The following is a 13,751-nucleotide window of genomic DNA, read 5'->3' as shown; positions in this document are numbered from 1 at the left end:
GACTCAAGGGTTAATGCCCTTGAGTCTTCTTTTTTTATAGATTAGAGATTTCAATAGTATTAATAATTTAGCAGGGATATTAAGTACAAAAGACCAAGATAGAACTTGGTCTTCTAAAGAGGTGCTTAAGATGGCTGATTTGATAATTTGTAATGGTTTAATAGTTTTGAGGTGAATAATTATGTATATGGAATTGGGTAAAATACCCAATTCGTTTTTTATTCTAGCAACCGCCACCGTAGCCTCCAAAAAGTCCACAGTTACAGAATAAGATAACAAGAAGTAAGAAGAAGAATAGTAAGCTGCTATCACATCCGTCAAATACTCCACCAACAGGACCACCAATACACATTATTAAACACCTCCTTTTCTCATTATGTATATCTTACATATTATTAATTGGTCTTATCTCTTTCCCTAATACAAAGTATGCAATATAGAGGGTATATGTTACATATTATGGCTTCTTGTTTTTATAATTGAATTTTACATCCATTTAAAACATTAAAGATATATTAAAATTTTAAATATTATGGTAATATATATTAAAGACAATAAGTAGAAATGAAGGGATATGGATGATAACAATAAAAGACGTGGCTAAAAAGGCTGGCGTATCCATAGCCACCGTATCTAGGGTAATGAATGGCAATTATCCTGTAAGTGATAAAACTAAGAAAAAGGTTATGGATGCCATAAGAGAACTAGGTTATAGACCAAATGCTATAGCCAGGAGCCTAAAGGTAAATAGGACTTATATGATAGGCATGGTTGTGCCAGATATATCAAATCCCTACTATATGGAAATTGCTAAAGGGGTAGAGCGTGTAGTTAGTAAGTTAGGATATAATTTGATATTTTGTAGTAGCAATGAAAATACTGAACGAGAAATGGACTTATTAAATGCACTAAATGAAAAAAGGGTTGAATATATATTGCTAATTCCAACTATTAACGACTCTTATAGAATTAATGGTTTACTCAAAAAGGGAATGAAAATCGTTCTAATAGATAGGCATTTACCTTTTGTAGAGACTGACTCCATAGTTATAGATAATTTTGAAGCAAGTTATAAGCTTATTGAATATGCCATAAAAAGAGGACATAAAAAGATAGGAATAATAAATGGTCTTATGAGAGTAAGTACTGCAAGAGAAAGGTATGAAGCCTTCAGAAAGGCTTTAGAAGACTATGATATTCCATTTAACCCTAAATATTCTGTATGTGGTGATTTTATTATGGAGAAATCGTATAAGGAAGTTAAAAATATGATAATTAAAAATAGGAAGAACTTACCTACAATGATTTTTGCAACTAACAATAAAATGGCAGAAGGAGCTATAATAGCCATTAAAGAAATGAATCTAAATATACCAAGGGACATATCCTTAGGGTCCTTTGGAGAACTAAGTGTACCTCAGTTAATACACCCTCAGATAACAACCATAACACATGATGCTTTTGAAATGGGCAGGTTAGTAGGGGAAGTGGTTTCGGAAAAAATAGATAATCGTGTTAGTGAATATAAAAACATAGTAATGAATTCTGCAATTAAGTTTAAGGGTTCCATAAGATCATTAAAAAACCTTCTTTAGTTTTTCTAAAGAAGGTTTTCTTTGTTAGATGGGTTCTTCATCAACAGATTCTGCAGTAGCACGAGGTCTACAAGGTTTACAATGGTTGTTTATATTATCTGGGAAAAGCTGTGGGAATGCAGAGCAAATTGGGTCTCTATTAGGCTTTAAGCATGGGAAACCAGTTGATAATACACAAAGTTGAACTGGAACAATTATTTTCTTTTCGCATGTAACACAAATTGCAATTATAAGGTTAACTTTAATGCAGCCCGTACATGGGTCTATTATTATGTCTCTAGAAACACTATTAGTAGCCAATCTAGCTTCGCATCCTACGTTACAAAACTCTGTAAATCTTGGTAAGAAAGCTGAATTAAATACTGATGGCATACATAGTTCAAAGAAATTAGTTAGAACAAGTGGATCACAGTCAGTTCCTATTGGAATTTCACCCTTTAGAGTGGCAGTACATTCACAGTCACAATCATCAGAATAAACCACATCTATTTCTACTAACACGTCACCAGTAATCTTTATAATTTGAGTACCGAAAATTGGAGTCCCTTTATGTTCATCGTCACATTCACTTGTGTCTGTATAAAGGATAAACTCAGATCTTCTACCATCAGGACCTACTACTTTAATAGGACCATGTTCATTTTCAACAAAGGAAGCGCCTGAGACTGTAGTATTAAGATTTACGTTTAAGTTTTTAGGATCATTTATATTGCAAGGATTAAACACCTTTTTACATCTTATGTCTAATACTCTAATGATTCTAACATCATCACCTAGATAAGGTTTAAAATGGTGACCAGCTGCATTTTTAAGTCCTTGTAAATTAAATAGAGTTGCATCATATACTTTTTGAAGATATACAGACTCAGCACAAACTCTCTTTAATGTTCCATCAAACTCGCATCCAGTATGCCCCTCACAACATTTATCTGAAAGTGCAAGAGTTAATGGTGCTGATTTAGTCATATATTGTTACCCCCTTTCTTAATATTCATAAATCTTGTTGTCAATATTATTATATTCTGAATAAAAATTTCTGTTACAAATAGGGAAATTTAATGTCATATATTTTAAATAATTTTAATATTATAATAAAAGGAATATATATTAAGGATGGTGAAGTTATGTCCTTTGTGAATGAAAGAAGCATACTATTAACAGATAAAAAAAATAATGTTCATAATATTTATTGGAATAACACAAATATGTGCTACAGTAAATTTTCAAAGGATAAAGAGCATGAAAATATAATACTAGATAAAGGTGTATTATTAGAATTTGATGCAAACATAGATGAAGATGATAACTTATATACCATATATCAAAAAAGAGATAAAGAAATAATAATAGCTAAGTATGAAAAAGATACTTGGTCAAAGGATAGTTTAGGAAATGTAGATGGATTTGACCTATTTAATTTGAATCTACTAATCCATGAAAAACACTTGAATATAATTTATTGTACCTTTGAAAATGAAAAGGAACATAAATATGGCCTATACCATCATTATTATGATAAAAAGTGGAAAAGTGTTAAAATAGGTGAGGTAACTAGAAAAACTCTACTTAATCCTTTCAGTATCATAAAAAGGAATGAGAAAATAATGTTGTTCTTCTATGATGTGGATGGAGAATATGAAGAGGTATTTGTACAAGAGTTTGATTTTAAAGAGGAAAAGTGGAGTGAGAAAATAAAAATTACAAATGATAAAAGTGATAAATTATGTTTAGATACGTTAGTAGATGATGAAAGTTTATATGTTACTTACTCAAAATATGTAGATGATAATTTAATAATTAAATTTGAAAAATATAAGTTAGATACTTTAGAAAAAGAAGCAGAAGAATTAGTATCTAATATAGGAACCGCCATGCACCCAACCCTAATATTAGAAGAAGGAAAGCTTTGGAATGTTTGGACTGAGTATGATAAAGTAGTTAGTGCCTATTCTAAGGATAATGGATTAACTTGGGATGGACCATATGAATGGAAAGATACCCATCAGGATAGGTTCTATAGATATGAATATAAGAGCAATAACCTGGGTAGTTATACTCTTAACCACGCCTTTGGTAAGGATTACCCACACTTTTCTTTCTTAGGGTTTTCAAAGGTAGAAGATGCATTTAAAGTAAATGTAAAAAAAAAAGATGCTATTATAGATACTAAAGAGGATATTGAAGAGGATATTGAAGAAGACGATGGAACCAAATCATTTTTAATAGTAAATGATAAAGATGTAAAGATTATAGAAGATGAGCACGAAGGATATGAAAAGGAAATTTTACTATTAAAACAAGAAGTAGAGGGATTGAGAAGGAAATTAAAAGAGATGGAAGTACAAGTTTCTAATCCAAGAAGTCAAAGAAATCCAAGAAAGAGAAAAGGTCTGTTTTTTAGATAGATGAAATATTTTATCATTAGAAGGTTAGAAGAAAATTTCATAGAAATAGTATAAGCTAGGGTACTGAACCCTAGCTTTTTAGGTGGATTACACTTGTATATAAAGTGTAGAAGATTTACCGATTATTTATGAGGTGATATTGATGGAAAAATATATTCTAACAGTATTAAATGAAGATTATGCTAAAGAAATTTGTAGTTGGAGATACGAAGGAGATTACTCAGTATACGATTTTTCAGATTGGAATGTAGTAGTAGAAAATAGATGGGATTTATCCATAAAGGATAAAAGAGAGGCCGAGTTTCTTGCAATATTACTTAATAATGAGTTAATTGCATATGGGAGAATCGTATTATATGAGGAAAAAGCAGTTATTGGTGTTGGCTTAAAGCCTTCCTGGTGTGGACAGGGTTACGGAAGGAAGGTAATGGAAGTATTAATTGAAGAATCTAAAAAAAGATTGCCCAATTATACAATAGGATTAGAGGTGAGAAGTTTTAATAAAAGAGCAATTAATTGTTATAAAAGTATTGGTTTTGAAATTAAAAATAAGTATATAAAAAATACTTTTAAAGGTAAAGATGAATTTATTTATATGGAATATATGGGAAGATATAATACTTAATATTCTTAAGATGACTACTAACTTATTTGAATCTGTCTTTATATAAATTATATTTATAACAATTACTTTAATGTACATAATATAGTAAATAGATTTTATATATTAAAGCAATTATTAAAAAATGAGAACTAGATAAACTTTGAGTTTTATAGATTCTGAAAGATTAAAATATTAAAGAAAGTTGGTAGTGTAAATGGATAAAAACACCCAATATGGTCAAATTGTTGGATATTTGCAGGCGTGTGCAGACATATGTTCAATAAAAAATAGCCCTGTGGCCTTTGACTTTAGTTTTAGCCGAATAGGTCTATCGGATGATATGCTTTTAAGTTTTAAGCAGTATTTTATTAATATGTGGGAAACGGATGGATATCCTGACTTTTATAGTGGTTATGATGAGTTGGTAGAAGAATTTAATTTACATTTTATTAAAATATGTGACTGGAGAAAGATAATATCTTCAAGTTTAGATTATTGGTTTAATTCTTTATACAAAAACGACATCTCGTATATAAAAAGAACAATGTTATTTTTAATAGATGATTTTTTTAATGGAATTAATTATGAAGTTTATTCATTTGGTGAGGAAGATGAAGAGTTCATACGACATAATTTTGATTATTTGAATAATGAGGATTACATTTTTAAAACGGAAAAGGAAATTTATTTACTACATTTTGGTATGAATGACTAAATAAAATATAAGTTTTATTCTATCAATTTAATGATTATACTATTTATAAATACCATTTTTTTACTTGTTTTATTTATGACAAACTAATCAGATGTTGTATAGTTATTATCAGTTATGCTACATGTTATGGCGCAGCTTTTTAAATTTAAAGAGAGAAAGGTGAATTTTTTTGGTACTAGTTTTTCTAGGGATTGTATTGTTGAATTTGAAAATTTTTTTAATAATAGATGATCGTTATCACATAAAGGAGCGTATTTTGCCTAGAGCTATAATTTTTCGTTTTATTATAGCTATTGTACTATGTACAATTATTATAAGCACTGCTGATTCATTTATTACTAAAAAGTGGTTATTTTACGGTGTACATTCCTTTGCTTTTGCATTACTAGTTTTTATTATTACTGAATTAAATCGTTAAGGTATTAGAAATAAAAGAAGTGTTATAAAAAGAAATTATTTGAATTGACAAGGTCTTTCTATGCCGTTATAATTAAGTAGCCAATTTAAAATAGAAAATGAAATAAATTGATATAACTTCGTATAACTCCATTAATATGGTATGGGGGTATCTACCGGGGACCAATAATTCCTGCTTACGAAGAGGATACGCTATGCGTATTTTCTTTGTAAGCAGGAATTTTTTATTTGCTATTATTACACAATATTTTGAAGGGAGAATAGAAATAATGAGAAGAGGGAATTTTATTAGCACATATTCAAAAAGGAAATTTTGGCCTGTGGATCCAAAGGTTGAAGAAGTTAATACTATGGATATTGCACATGCACTTTCGATGCTATGTAGGGCAAATGGCCATTATTCACATTTTTATAGTGTGGCTCAACATTCTATCAATTGTGCCTATGAGGCCAAGAATAGGGGATTATCAGAAAAAATTCAACTTGCATGCTTACTTCATGATGCATCTGAAGCATATATATCAGATGTTACTAGACCAGTTAAAAAACTATTGAATGAATATCTAGAAATAGAAGAAAGGCTCCAAAATGCAATATTTAAGGCATATAACATTGATGATTTAACAGATGAAGAGCTACTAATGGTAGAAGAAATTGATGATGCTATGCTTAATTATGAAATGGAAGTACTTCTAAATAATTATGGGATAAATAATCTTACTTTGACAAGACAATATGACCTTTCTTTTAGAATGATGGAGGAAGTTAAGAATGAATTTATTGAGAGTATTGAGGCAATAATTAAAAAAATATAATTGTCTGCGAAGTTTAATTTTATAATTATGAGGGAATGGTGCAAAAAATAGAATAAACCATTTTGAACTTTTGCTAGCAAACGCACGGTCATCTAAGAAGTAGTAAAAAATCATTCTCAACACCATATAACATAATAGTGTCTCCACATGCTCCTTTTTTTGAAATGGGCATTTTTACACCTAACTAATTTTCAGTTGAACAGATCTTATGGGATAAGCCTTCAATATGTGCCATAAGATTATTGATCTTCACTTACTATACTAAAAGAAAAATATACTCATTTAGTCAGGGAAGATGAGGAAGAAGTATCTAGTATTTTACATAGTAAAGTGTTTAGCTAAAAAGTTCAAAGAGTATTCCCGATTGAATGAAATGGAATATTGGTATAAAATGGTAATATCATGTAATATATAAACTTGTGATTTGAAGATAAGCAAATATTCCCGAAGCAGTATGCAAACGCCACCACATGTAGGGAAAAAGTGAATGAGGTTAAGAAAAAAAGTAGTTATAGGAAAGTTCGATTAGTATTAAAGAACCAATATTTAAATCCACGAGAAAAATAAAAGTGGAATTAAGGGAGATATATATGAAAAAAATTGTTTTTATTGTATTAATTGCTTTACTGTGTATAGGGTGTACCGATCATAGAATTATCGATCATAGAAGTTATGTAAATCAAGAAGATGTTGATAAAATTAATGAATATGAAGTTGTGGCAAGTGTTATTAACTCTTTGAGAGCTCAAGACTATAATACTTTATCTGAAATATTTGTTGCTAATGCTGATAATCTAAAAAATTATAGATCAGATGAAAATATGAAAGTAGTTTTTGAAGCGACAAATTATCGGCTAGAATCATTTGAAGAATCAGGTACAGAGATAAAAGCTGTACTAAACATTAATATGCCATTTACGAGAGAATTGAGTAATGTTGCTACTCAAATCACATGGAATAAAACTACTAAAAGTGATGGAACACCAGATTTTAGTATAGAACCAGAAACTACAAGGAAAATATGGAACGAGGCTTTTATTAAACAGATAAAATCGGAAAAAGGGGCACGCATAGTCTATGACTACGAGTTGGAATTTGTAAAAGTTAATGATAAGTGGCTTATTAAGAATGATCCTAATGAATTTTTAAAAATTTTCTTTGGTGACTATGTTAAAAATTACTCTGATTATTGGTATGAAGAGAACTCGGATTATTACGATATTTGGATAGATTAAATAAAATTAAAGGTAAATGATTATTTATTGATCTGAGACAATAGATAGAATATGTATTATACAATAGTTGAAAATACGCCAAGAAAGTACTTTAGTATAACTAAAGGCAGGGGGAGATAAATATGTTTACTTATAAAACCCTTGAAAATATAAGTATTGAAATTCTACATGAAACATTCGTAAGTGCATTTTCTGATTATCAAGTTAAAATCGATTTGCCCCTTTGGAAGTTTCAACAAATGCTTAAAAGAAGAGGTTATGTTTCATGCCTTTCGATAGGTGCATTTAAAAATGAGGAGCTAGTGGGATTTGTATTAAATGGATTTAGAAACTGGAATGGAAATCCAACTGTGTATGACATAGGTACAGGTGTTATAGGTGAGTATAGGAAACAAGGAATAACAAGTGCTATGCTTTTAAGTGTTAAAGAAATGATTAAAGAAAAAAAAGTGGAGCAATATTTACTTGAAGTAATTCAATCCAATACATCTGCAATTGAACTTTACAAAAAACAAGGATTTGAGGTTATAAGAAATTTAGCATGCTTTCAGTTAGATAAGAATAAATATAAGCCAATGACAACCTACAACGTTGAGCATGTGGATAGAATTAATTCAACTAATTGGAAAGGACTAGCGGAATTTTGGGATTTCACACCATCTTGGCAAAATTCTATTGATTCAATCAACACTGCATCAGATACATTTATACATTCTATTATACGTTTTGACGATACCATTGTGGGCTATGGCATTATACATAAGAAAACAGGAGATATTCCTCACATAGCAGTAAATAAGAATTATAGACGTAAAGGAATTGCAAGAAGTATCCTTACATATTTGCTAAAAAATACAGAATCATCTAGGGTTTCTGTTCTTAATGTAGACGACAAGTCTAAATCTACGAAAGAATTTTTACTCGAGTTAGGATTTGAATATATTATTAGTCAATATGAAATGATTTCAAAATTATAAATTTTTTCGTGAAATGGATTATCACTTATAAAATATGGATAGGTTGCATTTGATTAGATAATAAATAAACGAAGAACTTTAATTTAGAAATAATAGATACTTTGCTTAATACAAAAAAGCTTGGTTGAATCGAGAAAAATGATGAATAGGGTCAGTGCCCACTAACATATGTTAGTGGGTTTTTAATAAGTTGTTTTAACTTTAAATAATATAAATAGAGAGATTAAATAGAGAAAAACCAACAAGGTTATTCTTTATTTAATCAAATATCCAAAATCAATTTTATAACAAACCAGCCACAATATGATAAATAACTGGTAAAAATAACTCTAGTAACATATATTTCTTACCCACCAAAAAGAATAAAAAATAATGTTGGGAAGATTACCGCCATTATTTTTTTACTGTGAATTTAGTATTACTTAATAAGCTGCATCCTAAGTTTCTTAATATGGGTATTACTCATACCAATAGCTTTCAAAAACGCTTCATGGTCCTCTGGTGAATTCTTTTCGAACTCCTGATGCCAAAGGATTAAGTCCTCTTCATTAAAGCCCAAACTCGACAATAGCTCTGTCCATGTGTGATTATCAAACAGTGCCTTATTGCTTATTAAGACTTCCTCCTTTAAGAATTCAAGTGCCATCTTTTCCTGCTTCTTAAGGGCTGATATATTATTTTGAATCCGTTTCAATCGATGGATTAATATGTCAGAGACTTGCGTTTTGTCAATATTTAAAAGTTTTGAGATTTCCTTTAAAGAAATACCTGCTTCTCGATACATGACAATATTCCTTAGTTTTTCCAAATCCTCATCACTATAAAGTCTATAGTTATTTTCTGCTCTCTCAGAGGGCTTAAGAAGTCCTAACTTATCATAATAAAGGATGGTACTTCTTGAAAGCTTGAACTCTTGAACCAAATCTCTGATCGTGTACATAAGCCCTCACCCCCTCTCTAGAATTTTTTAATATACAAACATCTTCCTAGTTTTTAGGAAATAATTTAATGAATCCTCCCATAACTTCATATGTTTATTAAAGTGTTCGGTTTTATTTTCTTCATGCATATTATTTATGACTTCATCATTTAGTGCAGTAAATGTATACTGAATGTTACAGTAAACTGAGTCTGCCTCTCCATCTATCAAATCAATATCTATCATTACCACCATTTTATTCTGAATGAATTTTACAAACTGAATTTCAAATTTCTCAATATCATACTTGGTCATTACCCATTGAAAACTTCCAAATTCATTATTTGTCTGAAATACACACCCTTTTTCAGCATAGCCACTCTTGGAGTATACCATATCATAATTCCATCCCTGTAACCATTCTTTTTCACGAACAGGACACAACAGTGAAAAGATTTTCTTTCTATCTCCGTGTAGAGTCTGTTGATAAGTCCTTACTATTCTTCTTTGATCATTTGACATACAATCACTCCTTTTACAGAAGAGTGTAAAGTATAAAGCTATAGTCAGGTCAAGGGTAATTATTAAATTCTTCAATTTATAGGAGATTAAAAAGTTGTGTAAGTGAGTTTTCGGTAAGTTATTTCAATTTTAAATAGGATAATAGTCATTTAGACTACTTAGGAAATGAAGAACTACCCAAGTTTTTAACATTAACTTTTGCTGAACATATAACGGATTTAAAGGAGGCTAATGCTTGCTTTACTCTCTTTAATAAACGTTTGTCTTATAGCCTATACAATGTAAATAAGAATGTATTAGAGTACGTGTGTGTTCCAGAAGTTCAAAAGAGTGGAAGGGTACAAGTTCACATATAATACATTCTAAGAACATTGACTTAAGAATAAAAATGTGTTAGAATATTCAGAAAATATATAAAGGAGACTTTATTATGAGTTTTACAGTTGTGCTTAGAGCAATGTTAATCCATCATCAGCACCACCATTAAAGGCTTGTTTTATGGGAATATATCCCCATAGATACAAGTCTATGAGTATTTGTAGGCGAGTGTATCTGTGGTGATGGGAAATGTAAGTTCTGAAATTTTATACCCATACAGGTACACTCTACCTGTGTGGTTTTTTTATTTGTTAACAAAACTAATAACTTATTTGGAGGGATAATCATGAATGATTCTATATCGAATAACTTTAGATATATAGTAGTAATTTCAAGTATGTTATCTATAATGTCATGTATATTTTTAAAATTATCGCTACTCTATGGATTCTTGTTTTCTATATTACTAACTATAGGTCTATTAGTAACAAAAGGATTTAAACTGGGTCTTTTATTAAATATAGGGTTTGAGGGTTTAAAAGAGTGTAGCACAATCATATCTATTATACTAATTATAGGTGCAGTAATTTCCGTTTGGATGTCTTCGGGGATTATAGCAACAATGATATATTATGGATTAAAATTTATTGATGGTACTAATTATTTGCTAATTTGTTTTATCATATCTACCATTACTTCTATTGTGATGGGTACACCATTAGGGACACTAAGTACAGTAGGAATAGCACTATTGGGAATGGGAAAAGGAGCTTTAATACCTGAACCTGTATTATTAGGAGCCATAATCTCTGGTTCTTTTGTTGCAGATAAAATTTCCCCTGTATCTGGTCTTTTGAACCTGACAATGAAAACAACTGGTGTTAAATATAAGGAATCCTTAGGCACTATATCCAAAACCTTGATTCCAATAATTGTTATTTGTTTTGTTATTTATTATTTGTTAGGAGAAAAATTTATAGCTAACATAAGTCCTATAGTAGTAAACAGCTATCAAGAAAATATTGCTCGTTCATTCTATACTTCTCCACTACTACTGTTATTACCAATAGCAGTTATCTTTCTATCCTTATTAGGTTCTAATACTATATCTAACCTAAGTCTTGGCTTAATATTGGGTAGTATGATTAGTATATTTTCTCAAAAAATGAGCTTTCTTTCTCTAATGAAATCAATTTTCTACGGATATGAAGCCACAACGGGTATGAATGGACTAAATGAAATATTGTCAGGTGGTGGTATCTTTTCAATGATAGAAATATGCTTAATCATTATTGGTGCTGTAATTTTAAGTAGTCTATTTGAAGGGTGTAACATTATTTACCCACTTATTAAAGATATGCTAAACAAAATTAAAACTACTGGATTATTAATTAGACAGACTTCATTTTTGAGTGCAATCTTGACTTTTATTACTACCGACCAAACTGTAGGAATAATATTACTTGGAAAGGTACTACAAAAAAAGTATGATGCGATGAAAATAGATAAGCCAATTTTAGCAAGAACAATTATTGATACGGGAGTTTCAATACCTCCATTAATCCCCTGGAACATAACAGCAATTATTATTACAACTATTACAGGGATTACAGTGTCAGAATATGGGATTTATGCAATACTATGCTATATATCACCTGTAGTCACAATTGTATTTGGATATACAGAAGTAACTATGGAAAATTTAGGCATCACAAATAAAATTTAAATTACATTTGATTAACTTAATATTAGTGATTAATAAATCTTTAGTATGTGCTAATAGAAAAGTTAAAGTGGATACGGTTAAGGCAGAGAAGTCTAATAGAATACTTTTAGTATCAGATTCATTATTGTCCATATTAAAGGAAGAAAAAGAAAAACAACAAGCTAATGAACATGACTATGTCGTATTGAGTCGAAACGGTGAGAGATTTAATCCAAGTTCATTTGCTCGTAGATATACGGAACTTAGAGAAAGAAAAGAAGTTAAGAATATAAGGTTTCATGATTTGAGACATACAAATGCTAATATTATGTATAAAGCATGAGTAAAGACTAAAGTCATGCAAGAAAGACTTGGACACATCAATATATCAACTACATTATATATATATACGCATTTATTTAAAGAAGACCAAGAAGAAGTATCTAGCATTTTAGATAGTAAGGTTTTTGGCTAAACACTTCAAAGATATAATAGATTGAATTAAAATTAATTTTGGTATAAAATGGTAGTATTCTTGAATATAAAAGCTTGTGGTTTAAAGATAAGCCAATATTCCCGAATCAGTACGCAAACACCACCACATATGGATAAAAAGCGAAACTGGTTCGTGAAATGAGTAGTTATCTACAATAGCAAGATATTAAAAAGAAAACAAAAAATATATAATACAATAGTAGAACAATTGGACATATAAAAGATGTAAAATAACTTAATAAATAGTAATTGGAAGGAGAGAGAAAAATGGTTTTATTAGTGGTTGATACACAAAAATTAATAACAAACGAAAATTTATATAAATTTGATATATTTGTATCTAATGTTAAAAAAATAATACATGAGGCGAGGGCAAATAATATTGAAGTAATATATGTACGTCATGATGATGGTATAGGAAGTAAATTAACAAAAGGAACTGATGGATTTGAAATATATGAAAAATTTCAACCAATGAGTGAAGAAAAAATATTTGATAAAGAGGTTAATAGTGCTTTTAAAGGGACTGGTTTATTAGAACATTTAATAGATAAAGGTGAAAAAGATATAATTATTGTAGGGCTTCAAACAGATTATTGTATTGATGCTACTATAAAATGTGGATATGAACATGGATTTAATATTATAGTTCCAGCGTATGCAAATACAACAGTTAATAATAAGTTTATGTCTTCAGAGCAAAGTTACAAATACTACAATGAGTTTATGTGGAATTGTAGATATGCAGAATGTATTTCACTGGATGAAACACTTAAAAGAATGAAATAGTTAAATTTCAATTTGTAGATTTGATGTAACATAATTTTATAATTAGTTTTGTTGTATCTTTCTGACATTGCGTAGTATTATAGAGTTACTTAGTGAGAGGCGGGTTATAGAGTACTACTTCGGGAGCTACTGCAGATAACATACTATTTTCAGACATTCCACGAAAACCATGTGGAACGTCGCAACATAGTTGAACGTTAGGTGGAATAATCAGCTGACGATTATCTACATTATGCGTTC

At 29.7% G+C, this 13,751-nt stretch carries 14 protein-coding genes, 1 pseudogene and 1 riboswitch; of the genes and pseudogenes, 11 read left to right on the top strand and 4 right to left on the bottom strand.

Annotation, left to right across the window (positions count from 1 at the left end):
• Window positions 1-223: 223 nt before the first annotated feature.
• On the bottom strand, window positions 224-352 hold the full coding sequence (locus CCE28_RS22825; protein WP_278277635.1) for a hypothetical protein: 129 nt from the start codon (window positions 350-352) through the stop codon (window positions 224-226).
• Window positions 353-578: 226 nt separating this feature from the next.
• Here CCE28_RS22825 and CCE28_RS21415 point away from each other — a divergent pair, with 226 nt between their 5' ends.
• A complete protein-coding gene (locus CCE28_RS21415; protein ID WP_207652949.1) occupies window positions 579-1,595 on the top strand; it encodes a LacI family DNA-binding transcriptional regulator in 1,017 nt (338 codons plus the stop codon).
• Window positions 1,596-1,619: 24 nt separating this feature from the next.
• Here the strand turns inward: CCE28_RS21415 and CCE28_RS21410 are convergent, their stop codons facing one another.
• Window positions 1,620-2,561 carry a hypothetical protein gene (locus tag CCE28_RS21410; protein WP_095136236.1) on the bottom strand — a complete coding sequence of 314 codons (942 nt, stop codon included), beginning with the start codon at window positions 2,559-2,561 and terminating at the stop codon, window positions 1,620-1,622.
• 158 nt (window positions 2,562-2,719) lie between these two features.
• Between CCE28_RS21410 and CCE28_RS21405 the strand changes: the two genes are divergently transcribed.
• From CCE28_RS21405 to CCE28_RS21375, 6 genes are all read left to right on the top strand, one after another.
• Entirely contained in the window at window positions 2,720-4,000 is a 1,281-nt protein-coding gene (locus CCE28_RS21405) for a hypothetical protein (protein ID WP_141228410.1), read from the top strand.
• Between the two features lie 142 nt (window positions 4,001-4,142).
• Window positions 4,143-4,625 (top strand): GNAT family N-acetyltransferase, encoded by a 483-nt coding sequence (locus CCE28_RS21400; RefSeq protein ID WP_095136232.1) that lies wholly within the window; start codon window positions 4,143-4,145, stop codon window positions 4,623-4,625.
• Between the two features lie 193 nt (window positions 4,626-4,818).
• Window positions 4,819-5,319: a hypothetical protein gene (locus CCE28_RS21395; protein ID WP_095136230.1), complete on the top strand. Its 501-nt coding sequence runs from the start codon at window positions 4,819-4,821 to the stop codon at window positions 5,317-5,319.
• 516 nt (window positions 5,320-5,835) lie between these two features.
• Window positions 5,836-5,935: riboswitch (purine riboswitch) on the top strand.
• A gap of 70 nt (window positions 5,936-6,005) precedes the next feature.
• Window positions 6,006-6,551, top strand: a complete 546-nt coding sequence (locus CCE28_RS21385; RefSeq protein WP_095136238.1) for an HD domain-containing protein — start codon at window positions 6,006-6,008, stop codon at window positions 6,549-6,551.
• A gap of 590 nt (window positions 6,552-7,141) precedes the next feature.
• Complete coding sequence (locus CCE28_RS21380) at window positions 7,142-7,786, top strand: hypothetical protein (RefSeq protein WP_095136226.1); 645 nt, start codon at window positions 7,142-7,144, stop codon at window positions 7,784-7,786.
• A gap of 122 nt (window positions 7,787-7,908) precedes the next feature.
• Window positions 7,909-8,763 carry a GNAT family N-acetyltransferase gene (locus CCE28_RS21375; RefSeq protein WP_095136224.1) on the top strand — a complete coding sequence of 285 codons (855 nt, stop codon included), beginning with the start codon at window positions 7,909-7,911 and terminating at the stop codon, window positions 8,761-8,763.
• Between the two features lie 418 nt (window positions 8,764-9,181).
• Here CCE28_RS21375 and CCE28_RS21370 read toward each other — a convergent pair whose 3' ends face one another.
• The gene (locus tag CCE28_RS21370; protein ID WP_095136222.1) at window positions 9,182-9,703 is read right to left on the bottom strand and encodes a MerR family transcriptional regulator; all 522 of its coding nucleotides are present in this window, start codon (window positions 9,701-9,703) and stop codon (window positions 9,182-9,184) included.
• Between the two features lie 27 nt (window positions 9,704-9,730).
• Window positions 9,731-10,204 (bottom strand): hypothetical protein, encoded by a 474-nt coding sequence (locus CCE28_RS21365; protein ID WP_095136220.1) that lies wholly within the window; start codon window positions 10,202-10,204, stop codon window positions 9,731-9,733.
• 191 nt (window positions 10,205-10,395) lie between these two features.
• Here CCE28_RS21365 and CCE28_RS23120 point away from each other — a divergent pair.
• The 4 genes and pseudogenes from CCE28_RS23120 to CCE28_RS21350 form a co-directional block, all read left to right on the top strand.
• Window positions 10,396-10,560: pseudogene (locus tag CCE28_RS23120) on the top strand (rolling circle replication-associated protein); the annotation flags it as partial.
• Window positions 10,561-10,868: 308 nt separating this feature from the next.
• Window positions 10,869-12,248 (top strand): Na+/H+ antiporter NhaC family protein, encoded by a 1,380-nt coding sequence (locus CCE28_RS21360; protein WP_095136218.1) that lies wholly within the window; start codon window positions 10,869-10,871, stop codon window positions 12,246-12,248.
• 7 nt (window positions 12,249-12,255) lie between these two features.
• A complete protein-coding gene (locus tag CCE28_RS21355) occupies window positions 12,256-12,570 on the top strand; it encodes a tyrosine-type recombinase/integrase (RefSeq protein WP_176461969.1) in 315 nt (104 codons plus the stop codon).
• A gap of 419 nt (window positions 12,571-12,989) precedes the next feature.
• Window positions 12,990-13,511, top strand: a complete 522-nt coding sequence (locus tag CCE28_RS21350; RefSeq protein ID WP_095136214.1) for a cysteine hydrolase family protein — start codon at window positions 12,990-12,992, stop codon at window positions 13,509-13,511.
• The last annotated feature ends 240 nt before the right edge of the window (window positions 13,512-13,751 follow it).

This window comes from Anaeromicrobium sediminis, assembly GCF_002270055.1.
Taxonomy (GTDB): Bacteria; Bacillota; Clostridia; order Peptostreptococcales; family Thermotaleaceae; genus Anaeromicrobium; species Anaeromicrobium sediminis.
This window is presented reverse-complemented; position numbering and strand designations above follow the sequence as displayed.

Excerpts from the sequence above, each read along its gene's own strand:
- CCE28_RS21370 (WP_095136222.1), bottom strand. The coding sequence starts at position 9,703 with ATGTACACGATCAGAGATTTGGTTCAAGAGTTCAAGCTTTCAAGAAGT.
- CCE28_RS21405 (WP_141228410.1), top strand. The coding sequence starts at position 2,720 with ATGTCCTTTGTGAATGAAAGAAGCATACTATTAACAGATAAAAAAAAT.
- CCE28_RS21360 (WP_095136218.1), top strand. The coding sequence starts at position 10,869 with ATGAATGATTCTATATCGAATAACTTTAGATATATAGTAGTAATTTCA.
- CCE28_RS21400 (WP_095136232.1), top strand. The coding sequence starts at position 4,143 with ATGGAAAAATATATTCTAACAGTATTAAATGAAGATTATGCTAAAGAA.
- CCE28_RS21395 (WP_095136230.1), top strand. The coding sequence starts at position 4,819 with ATGGATAAAAACACCCAATATGGTCAAATTGTTGGATATTTGCAGGCG.
- CCE28_RS21410 (WP_095136236.1), bottom strand. The coding sequence starts at position 2,561 with ATGACTAAATCAGCACCATTAACTCTTGCACTTTCAGATAAATGTTGT.
- CCE28_RS21415 (WP_207652949.1), top strand. The coding sequence starts at position 579 with ATGATAACAATAAAAGACGTGGCTAAAAAGGCTGGCGTATCCATAGCC.
- CCE28_RS21375 (WP_095136224.1), top strand. The coding sequence starts at position 7,909 with ATGTTTACTTATAAAACCCTTGAAAATATAAGTATTGAAATTCTACAT.
- CCE28_RS21380 (WP_095136226.1), top strand. The coding sequence starts at position 7,142 with ATGAAAAAAATTGTTTTTATTGTATTAATTGCTTTACTGTGTATAGGG.
- CCE28_RS22825 (WP_278277635.1), bottom strand. The coding sequence starts at position 352 with ATGTGTATTGGTGGTCCTGTTGGTGGAGTATTTGACGGATGTGATAGC.
- CCE28_RS21365 (WP_095136220.1), bottom strand. The coding sequence starts at position 10,204 with ATGTCAAATGATCAAAGAAGAATAGTAAGGACTTATCAACAGACTCTA.
- CCE28_RS21350 (WP_095136214.1), top strand. The coding sequence starts at position 12,990 with ATGGTTTTATTAGTGGTTGATACACAAAAATTAATAACAAACGAAAAT.
- CCE28_RS21385 (WP_095136238.1), top strand. The coding sequence starts at position 6,006 with ATGAGAAGAGGGAATTTTATTAGCACATATTCAAAAAGGAAATTTTGG.